The organism is Chloracidobacterium sp. (assembly GCA_016711345.1).
Taxonomy (GTDB): Bacteria; Acidobacteriota; Blastocatellia; order Pyrinomonadales; family Pyrinomonadaceae; genus OLB17.
In genome coordinates this window covers 12,361-32,332 of record JADJTD010000006.1, presented here as the reverse complement: position 1 = coordinate 32,332, position 19,972 = coordinate 12,361, and the positions used below count along the sequence as shown (strand labels likewise).

General features: G+C 49.2%; 25 protein-coding genes. 10 read left to right on the top strand and 15 right to left on the bottom strand.

What is annotated here, in order from left to right; all coding sequences use genetic code 11:
* Nucleotides 1-16 precede the first annotated feature (16 nt).
* The 4 genes from IPL32_19045 to IPL32_19030 are packed head-to-tail and all read left to right on the top strand — an operon-like array spanning nucleotide 17 to nucleotide 1,898.
* Entirely contained in the window at nucleotides 17-424 is a 408-nt protein-coding gene (locus IPL32_19045; GenBank protein ID MBK8467915.1) for a hypothetical protein, read from the top strand.
* Between the two features lie 19 nt (nucleotides 425-443).
* Nucleotides 444-728 carry a hypothetical protein gene (locus IPL32_19040; protein ID MBK8467914.1) on the top strand — a complete coding sequence of 95 codons (285 nt, stop codon included), beginning with the start codon at nucleotides 444-446 and terminating at the stop codon, nucleotides 726-728.
* Nucleotides 725-1,660, top strand: coding sequence for a PD-(D/E)XK nuclease family protein (locus IPL32_19035; protein MBK8467913.1), 936 nt, complete (start codon nucleotides 725-727; stop codon nucleotides 1,658-1,660). Before IPL32_19040 ends, IPL32_19035 begins: the two co-directional genes overlap by 4 nt.
* Before the next feature lie 4 nt (nucleotides 1,661-1,664).
* Entirely contained in the window at nucleotides 1,665-1,898 is a 234-nt protein-coding gene (locus IPL32_19030) for a hypothetical protein (GenBank protein ID MBK8467912.1), read from the top strand.
* 203 nt (nucleotides 1,899-2,101) lie between these two features.
* Here the strand turns inward: IPL32_19030 and IPL32_19025 are convergent, their stop codons facing one another.
* Entirely contained in the window at nucleotides 2,102-2,407 is a 306-nt protein-coding gene (locus IPL32_19025) for a hypothetical protein (GenBank protein ID MBK8467911.1), read from the bottom strand.
* 971 nt (nucleotides 2,408-3,378) lie between these two features.
* Here IPL32_19025 and IPL32_19020 point away from each other — a divergent pair.
* The 6 genes from IPL32_19020 to IPL32_18995 all read left to right on the top strand — a co-directional run bounded on the left by IPL32_19020 (nucleotide 3,379) and on the right by IPL32_18995 (nucleotide 6,084).
* On the top strand, nucleotides 3,379-3,603 hold the full coding sequence (locus IPL32_19020) for a hypothetical protein (protein ID MBK8467910.1): 225 nt from the start codon (nucleotides 3,379-3,381) through the stop codon (nucleotides 3,601-3,603).
* 342 nt (nucleotides 3,604-3,945) lie between these two features.
* Nucleotides 3,946-4,152 carry a hypothetical protein gene (locus tag IPL32_19015; GenBank protein ID MBK8467909.1) on the top strand — a complete coding sequence of 69 codons (207 nt, stop codon included), beginning with the start codon at nucleotides 3,946-3,948 and terminating at the stop codon, nucleotides 4,150-4,152.
* Complete coding sequence (locus IPL32_19010) at nucleotides 4,149-4,538, top strand: hypothetical protein (GenBank protein ID MBK8467908.1); 390 nt, start codon at nucleotides 4,149-4,151, stop codon at nucleotides 4,536-4,538. The genes IPL32_19015 and IPL32_19010 overlap by 4 nt, the downstream gene beginning before the upstream one ends.
* A gap of 12 nt (nucleotides 4,539-4,550) precedes the next feature.
* Nucleotides 4,551-4,907 (top strand): hypothetical protein, encoded by a 357-nt coding sequence (locus IPL32_19005; protein MBK8467907.1) that lies wholly within the window; start codon nucleotides 4,551-4,553, stop codon nucleotides 4,905-4,907.
* 41 nt (nucleotides 4,908-4,948) lie between these two features.
* Nucleotides 4,949-5,323: a hypothetical protein gene (locus IPL32_19000; GenBank protein MBK8467906.1), complete on the top strand. Its 375-nt coding sequence runs from the start codon at nucleotides 4,949-4,951 to the stop codon at nucleotides 5,321-5,323.
* Nucleotides 5,324-5,343: 20 nt separating this feature from the next.
* Complete coding sequence (locus tag IPL32_18995; GenBank protein MBK8467905.1) at nucleotides 5,344-6,084, top strand: hypothetical protein; 741 nt, start codon at nucleotides 5,344-5,346, stop codon at nucleotides 6,082-6,084.
* Between the two features lie 19 nt (nucleotides 6,085-6,103).
* On the opposite strand, the gene IPL32_18990 is transcribed toward IPL32_18995, so the two are convergent.
* From IPL32_18990 to IPL32_18925, 14 genes are all read right to left on the bottom strand, one after another.
* On the bottom strand, nucleotides 6,104-10,771 hold the full coding sequence (locus tag IPL32_18990) for a hypothetical protein (protein ID MBK8467904.1): 4,668 nt from the start codon (nucleotides 10,769-10,771) through the stop codon (nucleotides 6,104-6,106).
* 165 nt (nucleotides 10,772-10,936) lie between these two features.
* On the bottom strand, nucleotides 10,937-12,583 hold the full coding sequence (locus IPL32_18985) for a hypothetical protein (GenBank protein MBK8467903.1): 1,647 nt from the start codon (nucleotides 12,581-12,583) through the stop codon (nucleotides 10,937-10,939).
* Nucleotides 12,584-12,618: 35 nt separating this feature from the next.
* Nucleotides 12,619-12,990, bottom strand: a complete 372-nt coding sequence (locus IPL32_18980) for a hypothetical protein (protein ID MBK8467902.1) — start codon at nucleotides 12,988-12,990, stop codon at nucleotides 12,619-12,621.
* Nucleotides 12,959-14,362: a hypothetical protein gene (locus tag IPL32_18975; protein ID MBK8467901.1), complete on the bottom strand. Its 1,404-nt coding sequence runs from the start codon at nucleotides 14,360-14,362 to the stop codon at nucleotides 12,959-12,961. Before IPL32_18975 ends, IPL32_18980 begins: the two co-directional genes overlap by 32 nt.
* Nucleotides 14,363-14,364: 2 nt before the next feature.
* Nucleotides 14,365-14,586: an HNH endonuclease gene (locus IPL32_18970; protein MBK8467900.1), complete on the bottom strand. Its 222-nt coding sequence runs from the start codon at nucleotides 14,584-14,586 to the stop codon at nucleotides 14,365-14,367.
* 403 nt (nucleotides 14,587-14,989) lie between these two features.
* Complete coding sequence (locus IPL32_18965) at nucleotides 14,990-16,003, bottom strand: hypothetical protein (GenBank protein MBK8467899.1); 1,014 nt, start codon at nucleotides 16,001-16,003, stop codon at nucleotides 14,990-14,992.
* Nucleotides 16,000-16,206: a hypothetical protein gene (locus tag IPL32_18960; GenBank protein MBK8467898.1), complete on the bottom strand. Its 207-nt coding sequence runs from the start codon at nucleotides 16,204-16,206 to the stop codon at nucleotides 16,000-16,002. The genes IPL32_18965 and IPL32_18960 overlap by 4 nt, the downstream gene beginning before the upstream one ends.
* A 5-nt stretch (nucleotides 16,207-16,211) precedes the next feature.
* Nucleotides 16,212-16,655 carry a hypothetical protein gene (locus IPL32_18955; protein MBK8467897.1) on the bottom strand — a complete coding sequence of 148 codons (444 nt, stop codon included), beginning with the start codon at nucleotides 16,653-16,655 and terminating at the stop codon, nucleotides 16,212-16,214.
* 70 nt (nucleotides 16,656-16,725) lie between these two features.
* Nucleotides 16,726-17,223: an HNH endonuclease gene (locus tag IPL32_18950; protein ID MBK8467896.1), complete on the bottom strand. Its 498-nt coding sequence runs from the start codon at nucleotides 17,221-17,223 to the stop codon at nucleotides 16,726-16,728.
* 49 nt (nucleotides 17,224-17,272) lie between these two features.
* Entirely contained in the window at nucleotides 17,273-17,449 is a 177-nt protein-coding gene (locus IPL32_18945; protein ID MBK8467895.1) for a hypothetical protein, read from the bottom strand.
* A gap of 9 nt (nucleotides 17,450-17,458) precedes the next feature.
* Nucleotides 17,459-17,896: a hypothetical protein gene (locus tag IPL32_18940; GenBank protein MBK8467894.1), complete on the bottom strand. Its 438-nt coding sequence runs from the start codon at nucleotides 17,894-17,896 to the stop codon at nucleotides 17,459-17,461.
* Nucleotides 17,897-17,902: 6 nt separating this feature from the next.
* A complete protein-coding gene (locus IPL32_18935; protein ID MBK8467893.1) occupies nucleotides 17,903-18,142 on the bottom strand; it encodes a hypothetical protein in 240 nt (79 codons plus the stop codon).
* Between the two features lie 26 nt (nucleotides 18,143-18,168).
* Entirely contained in the window at nucleotides 18,169-19,311 is a 1,143-nt protein-coding gene (locus IPL32_18930; protein ID MBK8467892.1) for a hypothetical protein, read from the bottom strand.
* A gap of 5 nt (nucleotides 19,312-19,316) precedes the next feature.
* Nucleotides 19,317-19,634, bottom strand: a complete 318-nt coding sequence (locus IPL32_18925) for a hypothetical protein (protein ID MBK8467891.1) — start codon at nucleotides 19,632-19,634, stop codon at nucleotides 19,317-19,319.
* Nucleotides 19,635-19,972: the final 338 nt, after the last annotated feature.

The following is a 19,972-nucleotide window of genomic DNA, read 5'->3' as shown; positions in this document are numbered from 1 at the left end:
ATATCTACAAATAATTATGACCGATTTTAAGAAAGCCGCCGTACCACTTTCCACGACTCTTGTCTTCGATGAGAAGGAAGCCGGAGAAGGAAAAGCGTTTCTCGGCATGCAAGTCACCGGAGACTACGTTGAAATGAAAGAGAATATCGGCCCGAACGAATCGCGTATCTACGTTATCCGCGTCGCTGAAAAGCTTTACTCGATCTGGGGTTCCCAGCTTCTCGATGAAAAGTTTAACAAAGGTGATGATGGTCGCCCCGTTCCGGTCGGAAGCGTGATCCGCGTTACTTGCAACGGAAAGAAATTTGGCAAGACCGGCTTCTCAAAGACAAAGGGCTACTGGGACTATGATCTCGAGTTCGCTCCGGCAAATCCCTCGTTCACAAAGGCCGCTAACGAAAAGGCTGACGAAGCGGGGTACTAATTCCTAACGCAAGTGCTTTATGGAGGTAACGCGCATCACGCGGTCTTATGACCGCACCATAGAACTAAAATCACCGGACGGGCGTTCTGTCTGGCTGAAACATGGAGCAACGATTGAAGCCAACGTGAATCCGGCGGAAGCGCAAGAACTCGCCGGACTCTATATGCTTCTGAACGAGATCGTCATCTCGGAAGTCGGTACGTCGATCAAGAACGAAAAAGCAAAGCTCGATGCTGTATGGAATAAGTCGGCACCGGACACATCGGAAAAATCCTCGCTCTCTGATCTCCCTAAACGAATATGATGCGTGAAACATACGAAGCGATAGACGCTTTCCACTATTCCGGACTCAAAACGTTTGCCAAGTGTCCACGCTTATATTTTGAGAAGTACATCGAGAAATCCTACGTTGAGCCGGATCGTGATTACTTCATCTATGGTCATCTCGTTGATTGCCTTGTCACGCAACCGGAGACGCTCGATGAGCGTTTCATCCGAGTCTCGCGCCGTGTAGACGGATCCACGCTTGATCTCGAAGTGAAGTGCCACGGCCTCGAGAATGAGATCAATGAGAAACAGGTTCTTGCACAGTCCGGTAACAAAACGGCGATCAAAGGGATCGAGTCCCGTCAGAAGAAGCTCGTAGAATTGCGCCAACAGATCGAAGAAGCAAAAGCCTTTGGAGACAAAATGCAAGTGCCGGCTTCTATTTGGGACAACGCTCATGCGACCGCAGAAGAGATCAAGAAACTCCCTTTGCACAATGAGCTACTCGAAAAAGGCTTCATCTGCTCACCGCAACAAGTCCTTCTCGGACATGAGGGAGCGGAGCGAAAAGGCATCATCGATCTTCTCTACGTCAAGGATAAGCAAGCCGTGATCGTCGATATCAAGACAACGTATAAGCTCACGGATCTCGATCCCTTGATCTACGCCGGACAACTCGCTTATTACAAATACATTGTAGAAGAAAATGGATATGAGGTACTCGATTGTTATGCCTTGGTGGGTGATAAGGGAGAGCGAAGCCTTGCACAAGACTTCCGGTATTCAAGTGACACGCTCGAATCTGCCCTTGCAGAAGTCCTTAGAACCGAGTCCATCCTCAAAGACTCCCTTGAAACCGATGCTTGGCCTTCCGCTAAGAGCTTCCGTGGACGTGAACAAGAATGCTTCACCTGTTCTCGATGCTCGGTAAGACCGTTCTCTAAAGAGAATGAACCGGTAACAATATAATGATATGTACCACATCAAGATCACAAAACTTGAACCTAACCCTGCTATCAAGGAATGGTTTGAGGAAACAAAGGAAGCAAGGAAATATGAGGAGAAAAGAAGCATGAGCTACGGTATGCGCAACGATAGCGATGTGCCACGACCGCCGGATTCAATGATCGAGAAGAAGGTGCTAGAAACCGTCGTAAGCGATGAGGAGTTCCAAGCTATTAAAAAGGCTTGCATGGAAAAGATGTAATTAACCCACGCGCCATCTCAACTCGTAAGGGGTTGGGAGATCGCAGGGGGGAGACATCACCTCTTCACAGAGGGTGTGCGACAAGCCCTCGGAGGAGACCTGCTCCCCTATATTATCGCAAGTGATTGTGGTGGTTGAGAGGTCTATAACTGATAAGCTCGGATGTAGCCCGAGCATCTAGGATAGCCCCTGCGAGTGATGGCCTAGACATCAATACTCGTGGTGGCCGCAGGTTCGAATCCTGGCCCACTCACTTCAGCGCGGTGCGAACCGCCCGTAGTCCATTGGCGGGAAACCTTATCAGCGTAAAGCTGGTTCGTGCGTCTGGTAGATCGTAGCCACTCGCCAATGGCTCCTGCGGGATTTGAGGAAAACAGTTTGCTCACGTCCCGTATGACTACAAAACTAGCATTACTATTTTTAGGGAGCGCATGGCTCATGTTCGCGATAATCCGCGACGGGAAAAGCGGGGTGTTCATCTCTGTGGCGATGGCTACTTCGGCTTTCATCGTATCTCTTTATTTATAACTAATCGTCACTCAATGTGGTGGTGCTTCCGGAGAAATAAATATGAAACTCATAAAGTATTTGTTAGCCATGCTGTTTTGCTACATCTGTATAGCATCTTGGTTTCTTCACTTTGCAGAGCTTAGCTTGAGGGATTGGCGTTATTGGCTAGGTGCATGCATGCCAGCAGTAGGATTAAATCTATTTGCTTACATCGTAAGAAATTACGATCTCTAAAGAACATCTGTGCATAACTAACCCTTGACTTGTATCGTTTATATGATACAGTCTCCGTATGATCATCACAAAGAAATATCCAGCACATCAATGTCCTAAGTGCGAGTACAAGTGGGCTAAGAGAGTTGATAAACCTAAGCTCTGTCCTAAATGTAAAAAACGATTGAAACATGTATGAATAAATTCAAAGTAGGCCAGAAGGTACGATTAACGGGGAGGATTACTGTGGTAAATGACGATCCACCCCCAACAACGGGTGCATTGAACTACCCCCCCCCCCTCCCACCCGCCCCCCCCCCCCCCCCCCCCCCCCCCCCCCCCCCCCAAACAAAATAAATAAATATAAGCCCCTTCCTCCAAAGCAAAAAAGGGGCGCGGACGATTGGGGAACCCCCTCTCCCCCGGCGCGATACGGGACACGGTTGAATTCCTTCCGTTCAAGAAAAAGGCTTGCCCCGGTGGAGGGTAAAGGGCACCCAACCCCAACTAACTGCTGAAGTCGGTCGTCGAGATCAAACCCGTCTTTATTAAAATCGGGGAATAACATGAACGACGGCAACGGCCCATGCAAAGCCGAGACAACAGCTTCATTCTTCCATCCTCATACCAACTACCATGACTGCGATTATAACCACACGACAGCGCAAGGTCGCTACGTCAGAACGTATGAGTGCCGTTGTCCACCATTCCATGACAAAAGATTCTTTAGATGGCTTTATAGATTGATATATCCTTTATGAAGAAACTTGAACAGATAAAAAAAGTAACGCTTTCACACCTTCGGGCATTGCATGATGTAGACGAGGAAGATTTAGAATGGGTGAAGGCTCTCCTCTTGGATGAAATCCGACCAAACCAAGTTATAAGGGGGTTAGATATATCGAATGGAATCATGCAGAGTAAGATAATATGCGCGGTTAGGCATTGGATTTTGAATGGTGACTTGATGTTTAAGAAATAATATGTTCCACCCCACACCCCGAGAAGCCCAGGTGATTGAAGCGATAGCGGATGCGGTAAGCATCGCTGATTTTGCGCATCACAAGGGAGATGTAAGACCGATGTATGCTTTAGCTGAAACTCTCCGAACGCGCCCTCGCCGAAAAGAAATGTGCCGAGCTTAACGAAATTTTAAGGAGATAGATATGCCATTTATTAAACATATCCCGCCAGAAGATATTGAGGCTTGTAAGCATCCTGAACATGCCCCGCCGACAGGAATCTATTTACAGCCAGGACTACACATTTACGAATGCCCGTCTTGTAAAAAGACTTATCCGATCCGCGTTACCGATATACACCTATGACCTCCAAACAAATCCAAGAGCTAATAGAGTGTGGCCTGCTGAACTACGATGACAGACTCCCAAAGCTCGCCCAAACCGCACTGGATGCACTTCAAAGAGTGGAGATGCAATCATTGCGCATCAAAGAGTTGGAAGCCTACGTTGAGGGGACTAAAGAGGGCATGGACGCTTATGTAAAATCACGCGATGCCAAATCCATATGATCCATCCTGAATCCCACGTCTCCAATCTCATTCTTAGCCAAAGGCTGAAGGAGTTAGGAGTGAAGCAGGAGAGTTTGTTTTGGTATGTGAACTTGGGTAAGGATGAATGGCATCGACGTTGGGAAGGCGAAGTCTTCGGCTTACCAGGCATAGAGGGCTTAGAACGTGTCTCCGCCTTCTTTGCAAGCGAACTCGGCGAGATGATGGATGCCCATTCCGGCAAGACCAACCTGCTTACAAGGGCTAGTCTTAAAGGTAAGTGGTATTGCGAGATTTCGCCTAGTTACATTGAACAGAAAACGCATTGCGAGTATGCCGACACCGAAGCCGATGCCCGTGCCAAAATGTTGATTTATTTACTCGAAAACGGACTCATTAAGAACTAAGTAGAAATGAATATGGACAAAATATATCTAACAGAAGAAGAGGTGAGACAGATTATAATGGCGGGTTTAAAAGAAAGAATCGCAGCTCGATACTCGTTCCAAGCAGTCGACGATATTGTGAAGCAGGTTATGCAGGAAGAAGATAGTCAGAACCAGCTCAAAGGATTTGTTCGTGAGTGTTTATCATTTGTTAAAGGTGACAAAGCTTTTGAAAAAACAGTTAAGGAAGAATTCCAGCACAAGGTCGCTAAGTCCATGGTGAGCAAGTTGGAGGGAACGGTTGAAAAAGCCGTAGAGGCAATCAGACAAGACCCAACGCTACGAGCTGAAATGATCCTAGCGATAGAGAAAATCATTAAGAAGCCCTAATGTTAATCCACCTCCTCGAAAACGGGGATTGTGAAGAATATATGAGTGATTCACGACATGTGATCATGGACGATGCGGAAATCAAAGATCAGAGATACAAATGCTGTGAGCTTTCAGGTACGCCTCACGATCATATCGGTATGTCTGGGGAGTCAGAGCTTAATGCTTTCGCAAAAGAAATCAGCAAGAAGAATGGAACGCCGAGAAATGTCGCTTACGCTGGAGCGGGGATAGAGGAATACGAGGCGACGCAGGCCAAGCTAAAAGAGATGCGTTCCGCCACCATCAAGGAATGTATTGATAAATTAGAGTCTCTTAAGACGAGAGGACTATCATGGGAGGATGATATTAAGAACGCTAGCCTCGACCACGCAATCCTCATCCTCTCCAAGCTCCAAGGTTTGATGGTGGAATAGATATGCTACAATAAAATTATATGAAAAATGACCTTGCTATACCAAAGACAATAGCGTATCTAATCGGTGCACTTTTAGTGTTCGTTATCGTCATGCTAATCCTTAAACCGGCAAAAGCGATAACGATGACCGACGCGGAAGCCCGTAGACAACTTGCTCTCGAGAGTCAGAACCTTGTCACCTTTGGTAATCCGTTTGGCGTGACCGGTAAATTTGAGGAGCTGTACGATCCGACCGGCAAGCCTTGGTGGATGATCCAGCTCGACAAAGAAGCGTGGTCAATGGAAACCTACGGTAATCCCTTTGGCTATCCTATTGCTCAACGAGTAATTGGTAGCCCTGCTCCATCGCTACCGATCCCCGAGGTACAAAGTCCCATCCAGCCTGTTATCGTGGCTCCTAGCCCCGTACAGAGCGTCGTTCCGGTACCGATTCCGGTGGAAACGCCGCATTTCGTAGGATCTCCGTATCTTTTGCCTCGTTTACCGCATGACGCGGATGAAAGCTGGAACGCGATCCGTGTCGGTATCAAGTTCTCGGAAGCCTTAACGAACGAGGATCAGCATCGATCCGTGTACCGCCTCTATTGCATCACGCCTAACAATCCGGACGGAGTGAACCTATGGGCGGATCCGGTACTGGATAAAACGGAGCGACAGACCGTTGTTCATAGCGGGTTCGGAACCGGTAACTATGTCTGCAAGTTCAAGTACACGGATCCGGTAGTAGTGGAATCGGAAACAATCGAATTTGAACTGTAAAAAAGTAGGGGCATCGCCCCTACTTTTTTCTTGCCTTCTGCGCTTCCGCAATCTTCTTCTCGGCCGCTTTTTTCTTTGCATCGATCCTCGCTTCCGGAGTTTTTTTCTCGGCGTTCTTTCTGTCCTTTTCTATCTTAGCCATCTCTACAAGGTACGACCCGAAGAAGTCGAGCGGGTCTCCGATACCGACGGAGCGTAGAGTACCGCGTCCTGTTTTTCCGATAGCGGAACCGATGTCTCCATCACTTAACTCGGCGATACCTCCCGCGATATCTTCCCACGCAGCAGACATTACGGACGGACGCAGTTCGTAGTCTTTGCCTCCTAATAAGTTTTCCAGAACAATCGTCTGTACGATATCACCGATACCGAATGTACTGAAAGCGTTGTTCACAACGGAGAATGTCGCGCCTCGCGCATAGTTTTCACTTTCTCTACGTTCGTCCTCGCGATCCGCAGCTTCATCGGCTCCGACCAAACGAAGTCCAGCTGCTTTCGCTCCTCGTACCGTTTGCTTCACGGCTGTACGGAGTCCGTAGTACATCGTCGGCTGAACGATGTTGTTCCAGAACAGGAAGTGTCCGAGTTCACGCGCTGAAATATCTCCACGCTTGAACTGCGTCACTTTTGTTACTAGCCTATGGAATGTCTTGTTCGGCTGATTGCGTAGAGCTGTAATAAGTTGCGCGTATCCGGCGCGTTTCTCCATGTTCGATTTCCCGAGATAGTCCGGTGTGGATAGGCTGTCTTTGATGAACACGCCAATGTCACGGCCGGCTCTCTTGTAAGCCCCCTCGTCACTCTCTCCAAGATCCTTATAGAACTCGACGCGATCTGCGAACAATCCGGCGGATGCTCGCGTCGTCACTGCGCTATCAATCTTTTCAATAGGAGCCGTACCTACATCTCCAATCTTATCAACGGTTCGCCAAAACTTATTCTTTTTTCCCTCGGCGCGCTCGATGAGTGATGCTTCCACTTTTCCTTTTCTCGCTTCAACAGACGGCGCATATTTATCTAGGAATGGAACCCACTTCTTCCAGTCTTTTACGCCTCTAAAATATGTCCCCGTGTTCTTTGCTTCTGCGGCAAAGGTAGCGATATCCGCGACCTGTCCCGCGTATACGGAGAAGTTTTGAATGAGAGATTTTGATACGTTGCCCTGTACAGCTCCGACGATCTTGTTGAAAACGATACCGCCACTTCTTACGATACCCCCCTGACGGACATCTTCGATATGGAATTTAACATTGTTCACATAGTCCATGCCGAACTTTTGATCCATAGCACCCGTGACGTTCGGATCGGCCATGACACGATCCAATGTACCGATGAGATCACCCATTTGGATAAAGTGTTCCGTTGACCGAATGTACTCCAAATAGTCACGGATAGGATTGTCGCTAATGAGCATCTTTCCGATATGTCCGGTACGCGACGCGCCGCCCTGAACACTCATACCTTTTCTCGTCGAGTAGTCGGCGAAACCCATGTCGATCGTGTTCTGTCCATTCTCAATGTCCTTCTGTAAACGGATGTCGTCGGCGTATCGCATCGGCCCACCGTAGCCCTCGGTATACCCAAGGTTGACACCCGTTCTTCCTTTGAACGCTACATTGAACGGTTGGTGCTGCTTCTTGTACCCCTCCCGAATTTGATCCGCCATCTTTTTATCGAAGTCTGTAAGAATTGAAAAGACTTTATCCGTCATCTCCGGCGTGAAAGCGTTGCCGTTCGCATGGTGCAGATTCTCCTTGAACTTTGCATCCTTGAACTTCAAATAGATTTCCATCGCTTCGAAACGCGAAGCGCGGAGTGTTTGTTTTTTCCCATTTGCATCGATGAACGTACCAAGTTCTACTTGCGCTTTCATTTTATCTGCTACCTCATTCTCCCATTTCCACCCGTACTCTTTTAGGAACGCGCTCTCGATACCATCATACGTTTTGATAACTTTAATCTTTACAATATCAGCCTTCTCGGAGACTTGTTTTGATAACTCTCGCATCTTGCGTCCGAGCGGATCAACAAGAGCGTTCAATGTTTTTCCACCGAACATCAATGCCTTGACTCCTCTGCTAACAAAGTTTTCAGTTTTTACTTTCTTAATCGGATCAACCTCAAAGTTCTCTGCGCCTGTCAGAGTCTCTTTTATGTCCGAGGCATAGCCCTCCGCGACCTGTGCGGCGTGATCGCGCTTCGCTTTACGCGCGGCAATCGCTTCACTTCGCATGTCCTTTAAGGCTTCAACCGTCTTTTTAAGATCTCCGACTCCTTGCCGCAGGTATCCGGTAGCCTCGGCAAGTTTAAGATCACGGTAAAGATTCTCCGGGATCTCCGCGTATTGATTCGCTGGGTTCTCTTTACGCCATGCCATGATCGCGTCCATCGCTTTTGAGACAGCCTCGGCACCGTTCGCTTTGCGATTCTTGTATACATCGATCATGAACTTCTGCGTGTCCGGTGTCAGCTTGCCCGTCATGCGCCCTCCACGGGTACGCTTAGGAAGTAAACGCTTAACAATGTCATTGATCTGTGTACGCAAATAACGCTTCTGATATCTTTCACGAACCTTACCGACGGTCGTTTTCATCCGCTCACGGATAATATCCTTCTCGACTTTACCGCGAATGTTCTCGAACATGCGTCCCTTTGAGAAGGCTGTACGCTCTCCGGCTGTTTTCTGTGAAGCCTTCTCCGTCTTGATTGCTTCACGCATGGCGCGACGAACACGGTCATCCATGCGTTCTTTGCCGGCAAACAATCCCTTCTGACTCTTTTTCAGATCATCATACTGCGTCTTCAACTTCTTCTCGGCATCGTAACGCTTACGCAACGTATCAAAGAGATCATCGATACGCATGAATCCGCTTCCGTCTACGCCACGGTGCATCGCTCCGTCCCACTTCTGGCGGAACTGAACATCGGTCATGTTCCGGTACTTCGGGCTTTCACGCATTTGGCTACGGAACGCTTCCTCTCCGGCCTGATAATACTTGTCGTTTTTATCGACGAGCTTTTTGTACTGATCGTAAGCCGCGTTCATTTCATCGTTCGCGTACTTCTGGGAATCCATTTGCGACTTTATGTTGTCTCTCGCATACGTCGCCTCCGTTGCTCGGTTAATATCCTTCACGAGATTATCGTCAAGGAGTTTTGAAGCGTTCTCAATCGTGTAGCGGTCTGCCTTTCCTTCCATCTCGGATCTAATCTTTTTTAGAACAGGCGTATCACCAAGCTCACTCGCGACGCGCATACGCGCGAGATCTTCCGGAGTGATCGTCTTTGCGTGAGCCGTTTCGTGACGGATGATCGTATCTTCTAATCGTGTCTTGAGTTCAGCAAGAGTCTCGTCAGCGAGTTTGTGAAACGATGTGACGAGTTTACCTTCTTGAATCTTCAATGCCTTCTTGCCGTCAGCAAGGGTATCAACGAGAGTCTGGATACGATCCTCGTTAATCTTGATCGTGCGCGTTTGCGCGTCGTAATAGCCGGCGCGTTCATCGAACGGATCGACAATACGCTCAAAGTTAATCGCTTCCGATTCTACCTTTTTTGCCAAGTCAATATCGTTCTTTGCGTTCAGGTCATAGATCTCGTTCTCGAACGCGAACTGCATATCCTTGTCCATCGCTTTACGCATCGCGATTGTCTCGCCATCGATCGGCTTATTGATAATGCTATCCACGATCTCGGCTTTCGCTGTTGTCGCAATAGCATCGGAATCGGCTCTCAATGTTTCCGTAGTAACATCCACCGCCTGATTGATCGCTCGCATCGCTGGAGAAGTTTCCGGATTCCAGTTCGCTTCTCCGACTCTTGCGATCTCGTCCATGACGGGCTTCAAGCCATTGATAATATCTACCTTGTTCAAATCGCCCTGTGCGGTAATGGAATCCGTCTGCGTCTTATATGCCTCGGCTACCGTCTGCGGCGTGATCGGCTTATTCTGTTCGATACCAAACATGGACTTGAAGCCCCCGATGCTCTCAACTTTTGCTTTTACTTTGTTACCTCCCGTATGTGCCGCTTTGAACAATAGACCAACGGCTACGGCTCCGGCGAACTCGCGGATCGAGGGATCGATCTTCTGTTTGAAATCATTGTCAATCGGTAGGGCTTGTAAACCCTTTGACGCGGCACCTCCCGCTACGTCCATCGTCCCTTCAAGCAACTTACCAAAGTTTTCTACACCAATCTTACCGGCAGGGGTCGATCCAATTACGTTCAATGCGCCGGAGAAAATCGCGCCTCCCGCGTCAATCAAAACAGAAGAAGCCGCGTCGAGTGAACGTTTCGTTTTTTCTGTATTATCAATATCTTCCGTATACACTCCTGCAAAATCTTTCAGTCGCCCGAATAAACGTTGATACTGTGTCACGCCCTGTTTCACGGAGTCGCTGATAGCTTGACCGTATTGTTCCGGTGAAGCCGACATACCGGGAATCTCCATGCCTCCACTCAAAAACTTCTCGTTGATCCCTTTCGCAATAAACCCTGCTCCGATTTTTGCTATCTTCTTCACCGGCTCTGGCAGATCCGACGGAGAAGGAATATTTGGCATCGTGTCCGTAGACGTGAACCATTTGCCGACATCCGGCTTATCGGGAGCGGCGAGTTTGATCGGGGCCTTAGACATCGGCCCCGGCTCGATCTTTTTTACCGGAGCCGGTTCCGTGTACTTCATTTTACTCGCTACCTCTTTTCGTTTCGCTTCATCTGTTGCACGATTCTGTTCCTGCTGGAAGCGAGAATACAAAGAGCCATCCCCTCCCCCCGTACTACTTGTCTTTGCAACCGTAGGGGCTAGAGTTTTCTCCTGCTTATATCGGTCGTAGAGACTTGCCATAGGTTATTTAGGGATCGTCATGTTCAAGCTAGGATCGTAATCGATTTCTCCGGCATTATATTGATCGAGCCATGTTTGATTCTTGATCTCGGCTACTTGTTGTGAAGCGCTAAGCGTTTTCTGGACTGCTTCTTTTCCGAGAATATCCGTCATCACGCGATCAATCTCCGTTGTTTTTAGAGAGCTGCCAAATGTTTTATAGACATCCGCTTTAATCTCTTCCGGTGAAAGTTTGCGAGCCTTGCTTAATCCGCGTTTCGCCGCTTCTTCATCAGGAACCTCGATTGTCTTCAACCAAGCGATATAATCAGAAGCCTCGCTCACGCCTCCGGTTCCCGCCGCTCCTCCGGATCCGCCACGATTACTTCTGTTCGTCGCGGCAAGACTCGCCTGTGCTTGCGCGATATCCAAATCGTACTGTTGCTTCTCATCTGCGGCCATTTTGGGAAGCATCTTCTTGAGAGCTGTCGCCGGATCATCAAGGAATGAGACACCCCCCTGGGCAAATGCTGATGGATATTTAACGGCGAGATCGAAAAGTGAGTCTTTATCTTTTTCAAGTCTCGCGGATTCATCTTCAAGAAGTTTGCGACGCGAGTCGATTGTATCCTTTTCCGCGGCCGTGAGCTTAATTAGTTTCGCGTTCTCAAGATCAAGAAGCGTGTTCAAGGCGGCGTTCTTCTCCGCATTGTCAGCCTTGATCGCGTTCAAGGAATCATCTGCATAAGCCCGAGCGATATCGATGTTTCCCTTCACGACTTCTGCAGCACTCGACAAAGCATTGATTTGCGCGATGCCCTGCTTCTTTAACTCACTCATGCGTCCCGTAAGGAGCGCCATACGAACCGGACGGCCTTCCTCGTAAATGAGACCGGATTCCAAAGCACTTGTAGCACCGGATAGCTTCTCGCGGATCACGTTCAATGTATTGATATTCTTCTCGACCTCGAAAAGCTGGCGGTCACGATCGAGTTGTTTCTTGTACTGCGTCCCATCGAGGCTCGCACGCAAGCGATCCATAAGACTGCCTACCTTTATTTCGGATTCCTTCTTCTGATCCTCGTACATCTTCTGCTGGGTCGCTAGAAGCCCGTCAATCGTGGACTGAATACCGACAAGGTACTTGCTGGCGGCTTCCGTTTGCTGACGACCAAACGTAGAGTCAAGACCGCCTGAACTCATGTTCACTCCCGATGTGGAAGCGTTATCCGTACTCAAAGGATCCGTTGTTTTTGGTGGGGTCAATGCTCCCGTACCATTCGCGGCCGGTGGAATCTTGTTAATGTCTACACCCTCTTTCCAAAAAATATCTCCGTTCTCATTCCTCGTTGTAGCCTGTTCGATCTGATACGGAGTATAGCTCTGCTGGATTTTGCCAAAGTTCGTCGGGCCGAGATAATTAGGATCCTGTCTTGAACCACGCAAAGAAGCCGGATCATTCGGCGGAAGCGGAGTCGAGTATTTCGCAGCGTTCGCGGCATCTTCCGGAGAGAGAGTCTTTGGAGGAGAGTACGGCAAAACCCCCGGATCAATCAGAGAGAAGGAATCGGGGGAAGCACCTTGACCGGATGCGGCTTTTTGCATCAGGGCTATTTGTGCTTGCACGTCTGGATCCTTCGAGGCGTAGCCGTCTTGCGTTGTTGTAGCCATAAATTAGCTTTATTATAACACGATATCTAAACGCCCTACATCAAAACACAATACCGCCAAGCTCCCGTACCGGCTGAATCATTAACATAGACATACAAACGTCGTGTCCCGCCGCTGGAATAAAACTTAATCGACTCCCAAAGTGTTTTAGGAACGATCGTCGGGACAGCCGCGACCGTTTCAATAAGACCGATTAAATCGAGGACGTTAATCGGAACTCCGTCGCCTCTTCCGGTGTGAGCGTGGCGGGATAACGTCAGGCCACGCTCATCTTTCGCTTCTCCGTGGATACCTTCGGGAGAAGCTTCCGGCGTGTAATTCGGATCGGCAAGAGGCTCGAACTTACGTCGATCAAGGGAAGAAGCCGAGTAATGGCTACTTCGTTGGGCGGTCTTCGGAGAACTCATAATCAATGTGTACGCGACGGATCCCGATTGAACCGTCTGTCCATTTATAGCGAGGCTGTACCGTGTACGTCGGAAAATCGTTCTCGACATCAAGGACGATCTCACGTCTACCGTTATGGTCTGTATTGTTGATTGATCCAACGGTGTTTGTATCTCCGTTCGAGTTCAAATAGTAGATATCAAGCGTATCGCCGGAAGCAACCGCCGCATCCAGCTCGAACGTGAACTTCTTGATATAGGCATAGTCTCCGAGCGGAATACGATTCTCCTTGAAATACCGCACAAAGTCACTTCCGTCGCTTGTAGTATCGAAGTTTGAAATAACGATGGAAGTTGTACCACGAGATGCAAGTAACTGCGTCGAGTAAAAGCTAAAGATACTCGATAATGTACCGTCCTCATGCTTCCACGGGTACGAGAAGAAGCGTTGACGACCCGGAATCGGGTTTCCGTAACAGAGGATCGAGTCCCCCTGAATCATCATGATACGATCCTTGAATCCTGTGATCTGGTGACGGCGTACTTGCGACGTGAGCTTGCGTAACGGAGCGATTGCGCTTCCGTTGAAGTATCCAAAATAGTCTTTCGTCGTAACGTAGAGCGTTCCTCCAAACGGAAAGAGACAGTCGATGTGTTCAAAGATATCTGTTTCATCAATCCATGAAGGCGAGAAACCGTCCCAAGTAAAGATCTTTGATTTACCATAACGATCTCCGGAAGTATTGCTGGAGAAGTATTCTGCTGAAATGACAATCACGTTGTTTGATACGCAAAAATCCGTAATGTTGTAGTCAGCCGGAAGATCGAGAGCGTTGTACGTTCCTGTCGTTCCATCCCAAGAATGGATATAGCGACCGTCAGCGATGTACAGGATATCTCCGTAGATCAACATGCGGTGCGTGACCTCGTTCGATGAAGCTAGTGCGCCAAGGCTTAGGGTCGCTGTCCACCAATCATAGTCTCCGGCAAGAGCGATATCGGCGGTACTCGTCCAAATGATCCCCGACTTATAGCTGATGACATCGCTGATCCCCGCCTTATAGTCACGTCCGGTATCCGGCCCGTACTTGCTTGTATGCGATGCCGCGCCTCCGGTGTTCAGAGCCATGACCTCGCCATCGTTTGATGCGTTCGCTGTAAGCGCATAGCCATACTCCGTTGAGAGAAGAGTCTTTGCTACGTTCCACGCGATCACGCCGTTAGCATCAAAAATGCTTCCGACTCCGAGATCACGAGGCCCCGGCTTCAATACTCCTTCTGTAATAAAAAGACTCACGCCCTTGTCGTCAGGCGAGAATCCTCCGTCTGCAAGGTTATCGGAAGTGCTTGCACCTCGAAACCAGAGAGCGGCATCAAGAGTAATGCGGGGCATGATTAAGAGGCTAGAAGATTAAGATTCGATTCTAGTATTTTACCATCCAGACTGTGCCTATCTAGGAATTTGTGCCAGCGTTGGTGCGCGGATTTATGACGGAAGAGAAAAAGATTACCTAATGTGTTATTCATTTTATCCTCGTCGATATGGTGGACTGTCTCTCTTGTGGCCAATTCTCTGCCTAAAAGGTTCTCAACTAAAACGCGATGAAGTTTTTTCATGGATTTACCATGTCCAGACATCTTATAACCAGAAGCGCTAACGTTCTCGCCTTGATACTGTTTAGAGACACCGGAGCATCTTCTAGAACAAAAGATACGATCATTCACTCTGTGTTGTGTTCGGATTAGGATAAAATCTTTAGCGCAATTGAGACATTTCTTTGTCACATCACCTTTTCGTTTTGATTGATATCCACACTCCACACTACAAAAACGTTTTGCTTGAGATGGAAAGTCAAAAAATGCTTTGGAACATACACCGCACTCTCTACGTTCTAGGCTTTTTTTGCCCCGAGGTTTCCTGTTCTTGTTGTTGCATGACCGAGAACAATAATGACCAACGCTTGAAGATCGCGTTTGGAACTTGCTCTTACAGAATAGACACTCTCTCTCTACTTGCATATCATTGATCGCTTCTCAACCTATTAAAGTCAAACGGGTTTTTACCTGTCCGTCGGATAGACGTAAGTGCGTTCAAAATGTCTTGTATTGAGTACGAACCGTATACGATAGCATTGATTAGTACCGTCCAAAGTTTTCCAGCTCCGGCAAGAAGTGTCGGATGACTCTTCAACGTGACATTGAGTAAGTTTGCCTTCTCAAGTTCAGCAAAGTAATTACGCGGTAGACCGTAGTGATTGAGCGCGTGCATGAACGGGTATTGTTTCGCCTTTTGCTGCGTCTCGTACCAGTCATTCGGGAGATCAATGCTCGAAAGCGCATACAAGATATCGTAGTCCGGCGCGAGTCTGTGGACACCGTCGAAGCCGCCGGCAAAAGATAGAGAATCGAAGATAACTTTCGTCCCATCGTTCTCGATGTGTAATAGAACAACAGCGTGATAGTCGTTTACCGTCGTCGGGTTAGGCGCAACCTTGAATGAGTATCCCTTACCGATCGGGATAGCGATCATGACCGGAGACTGTTTGAGAGCCGCTCTAAGCCATTTATCCGTAGGCGTGACGTTTGATACCGACTTGATTGCAAAAGGCTTCCCCGCCTCTTTTTGAGCCGCTGATGAATAGGAAATCTTCTTAAGTCTATTGTAAACGCTTTGTCCCCAGCCGTCAGGAATTTCGGTAGGAACATCGCTTTCAAAGATCATGGTATCCCGCATCGCAAGCATCGTGTTCAAGAGCGAGTTCCCCATGAGAGAACCGCCGGAACGAAAGAACAGTTCCGCCGGAGAGAAGGTTGCTTCTGTCCCTTGTGGATGTTCTTTCTTATTGAACATCGAAGCGATCGCGGTACCGGCAAAAGCTGTGCAGTATCTCGTTGGGCCTTGTGATCGGAATCTCGGAACGTAGGAAAGCCAAGACCCGGATTCCTCGTCAGATCCGCCAGACAAGATCTCGAAATCAGGGAGTTCGGAAATTGCGATAGGTGAGTCTAAGATTAGTCCGGGTCTAGTGGTCATACTTTTTCCTCGATAAGTGCGTTAGTGAACTCCTCGTCTGTGGAAGCGCGTTGCAAATAGTTATCGTAGATCTTACGAACGACTTGCTTCACGCGAGTTTTTGCTTGTGCGAGTGTTTCTTCCTCGCTTGCAGAAGCGATAGCGGAAACAGTTTTTGGGTTTCCCTGTTCGCTTACAAGCTCTAGCTTATAGCGAAAAGACATACCTATTACGGTGATGTGACTTTGACGCTGTAAGCAGCACTTGTCAGGTTAACGGCGGTTCCGGAAGTATTCTGGAAGAGAATCGTGACTACATCGGCGGCGGTCACGGAAGCCGTGACAACAACAGACGAAGATGGAGCAGCCCAGTTCCCGGTGAGTCCGACATCCACGTTGTCTCCAAGTGCGGCTCCGGTAAACGCGACAGCGGAACTTGTGCCGGATCCGGGGCCGATGCTAGCGGCATCGATTGTGGAAGATTGAATCTTCGTGAAATCAACGGCTGTACCGCCTCCGATTGCGACCGTTCCGGCAGCAAGAGTGGTAATTGTCCCTGTCGTAATCGTAGCAGTCGTTACTGTCATGACACCAACGGTTGCACCGACGGCGAGAAAAGCTGTGATGAGCGCGGTAATACCGTTGCTCAAAAGTGGGGATACTTTAGTTTGCATATGAATATGTGGAGTTAGTCCACCAGTATTATAACACATATCTCCCTACGAGGAGGGAGATATGTTCTTGTCAGGCGGCTTCAGCAGGATTGAGAAGATTTAGTCTCGCGTGTTCACCATTGAGTCTCAACGCGGCGACATTGTAAGCATGGGCGGCCTGTTCTGGGGTATCGAATGATCCAAGCCATGTAGTCTTCTTGTTCGAAGTTATATTGGCCCGATACCGACCCTTACTTGTGAAGGTTACGCCACGATATCCAGTCTTGTTGTCTTTGCGCAGAGGCCTATTGAGGCTGTTAAGCCTCTGGTCAGCGATGCGTAAATTGCAATACCGATTGTCGAGCTTATCGCCGTTGATGTGGTCGACTTGTTCGCCTGTCCCTGAACGAAGTATTAACCGATGCAGAAGCACAGGTTTGCCTCTTATTGATCCTGTAGCGTAACCGTTGTTGCCGACCGTCCACTCACAGATAGCGATGATTGGTAGACTATCAGCATCGACTCTACATACAACGTCTTTGTCACCCCTCCTTAAGAGGAGACGATACTCATTTTTTCTAGTAGGCATATACACCTACTATAACATGCTCCTTACACTATCGTGAAGTGCTTGAGCGTCACAACGGATTTTGAACCGTGGAGTCGGACTCGCATTGGGCTACCTCGTCGAAGTGAAGCGTGACACGGTTGTTGGCGGGTACTCTGCGAAAGACCGTAGAACCGTCTTCGTAGACGATCTCGACCTCTGCATAGAGCCTGCGGTCATCTTGGCCTAGGACGAGCTGGAAGCTCATAGCGAGGGTCTACTTAAGTCTCAAATTTTGAATAAGGAATCCACCTACCATTATCACGAGTGAGATGACCGCGACGATCCAACCCCACATCGCTCTCATCCCATCACCTTTTCCCACGTTCTCAAACTTTGAGTTTTCAAGGGCCGTAATACGCGCCGCATGGAGTTCTGCTAACTTTAGGTTGGCAGAGATGTCCGCTTCTACGGCGCGAAACCTCTCCTGCGTTACATACCCGCTTTGAAGGGCCGTCTTGATCTCGGCCAAGTCATTTTTGATTCTAACAAGGTCAGCAGCGAGGAGAGCTGACGCGGTATCGGTTGCAGCCTTAGCAGAAGCGAGAGCGTCTGCCGTTCGTGCCGCCTTTTCCGCAAGAGCTATAGCGGCCGCCGCCGCCGTTTCTGCGGAGGCGGCTCGAGCGGCGATAGCGTCGGCGGTCTTCGATGCCATAGGAGATTACAGTTTTCCAACACGCTCCGCGTTCTTGCGCCATTCGTTCACAGCGTTTAGCACCATTGGTAGGTACGTCGCGATCGCGAGCGAGTAGATCGGATGCTGCGAAAGCCATGCGATGACGTTCGGGTCGGCCATGAGGATACCGACGAGTCCTACCGCGAAACCGGCTGATGCGATCATTAAACTTTTGATGATCTTCTTCTTTGTCTCGGGGGCGATTTGAAGTTGAGGGAGTTTCATATGTTTATTATTATATCACTAATTTTTTACAATGCCGTGATTGCTTGACCGAAGCGGCCGAAGAAGGGATGGGAAGTAAGCGACGTTCCGATGTGCATCGTTCCGCCTGACATCGCTCCCGTTGTCTTTGGATAAGTACCGTCTCCCGTGGTGCAACCGCTGATGATGACCTCCGTTTCTTTCCAGTCGATTGTGATTAGCTGACCACGAGAAAATGTAACCGTAGCGATGAGCTGTGCGCCTCCGGCATCGTAGCTATAGAGCTGGCAGTCCGCGCCCGAGAACGAGAACTCAAGACGGCTTGTCGCTCCTCCGGCGAAATACACAACGTTCATTCCACCAGCCGTTACTACCTCCGCGCTTGATGCGTCAGGAGCGAACTGAACACGGAAACCGCGCGTTAAGAACGAAGCGGGGTAAGCGGTGTCTGCGTATGAAAGAGCGTCAGCAGAGCGGGTTACTGCGGCTGTGGTCGTACGGATAGGAGAGGATGGGAACGCTCCCTGTTCGATCTGGTGGAGATCACACAAATAGTCGAGTGCCATGTTAACGCCGGCGGCACCGACTCGGCCTTCCCACGGAATGTACGAAATCGTCGCGAACGACGGGATCCTAACAATCGACGCGCGGCTCCATGTCTCGTCAATAGCAAACTGTACGGTGCGGTAGGCCGAGTCGTAAGGGTTTACTTGCGCTGTGCCTGAACCGGCAGATGGCATCCGCTTCAAGTAGACAGAGGTGGAAACCTCAACCGTCGTCCCGCCTCCCGTCGTGGCCTTGTATCTTCCATAGCCAGCAGACGATACCTGTTCACGATCTGCGAGTGCTGCTCCATCGGGGCCTGGTCCTGCATCTAGCGTCGGCGTGTCGCTTGAGCCGGCAGCCCAACCGCCAGTGGTATTTATATCGCGCGACTGGATGAGGAGGTTCGTTCTTGCTCCCTCCAACAACAACATGCTCCCAAGTCCGTCACCGCGATTCTCGATACGACGGGCATCGACCGCAGCCCACGCTAAAAACGCCGTCGATCCGTCGGTCGGTGCGCCGGTTAGATATGAACCTTCGGTGCTTCGGGTGAAGGTGCCGCCTGAAAACAATGGCAAAGAAGCCGTGGCGCGATCTCCGCCGCCAAGGCTTCCAAATGAACCGATGGTATTCAGGTTCAGCATAAATTTTACTTCTCGATCACGATCAACGTTGCTGATGCCGCGGCTTCCAAGAAAGATACAACCGTTACTCCGCTAGGCTTAACATAATGTCGTGTGCTGTTTGCAGGGATGTACTCATCGAAGTTTGAGTTCGAGGCTCCGGCCGAATAGCGCATATAAATACCTTGCGTTAAAGCCGTGACTTCGATCAACGTAGTCGCTGCGTTTAGCGTTACTGACGTAGCAGAGCTGATCGTTGTGTCTAAAGTTCTTGCGAGTGCTGCAACAGGAGGAACAAGTTGAATAATCGCGTCGTTGTCATCTCGGGGGATAAGTAAAGGCATATGATTAGATTATACCACGAATCAAGACCAAGTTGTTGTCGGGGGAGTGCGATCTGACCAAGACTAAGATGGTCTTGTCCTGTTCGTCCACGTCGAGGTTGGCTTCACGCGATTGTTCCAGCGTCCGGCGATCAACTTCAACGTAAGGGCAAGTTCAAGCGGGCTAGGGGAGACCGTCTGCCCAAGGACAAAGGTGACTCCGTAAACAGCGCTCGTCAGAGCGACTGCTGAAACTGGCGCTGTCCGGCCGGAGCGAAGACGTGGGAGCAAGAGCGGATGAGGGCAAGAGCGGAAGGAGTTGCGATCTTTCCCGCAAGGATGTTCGGAACTTGAAGTGA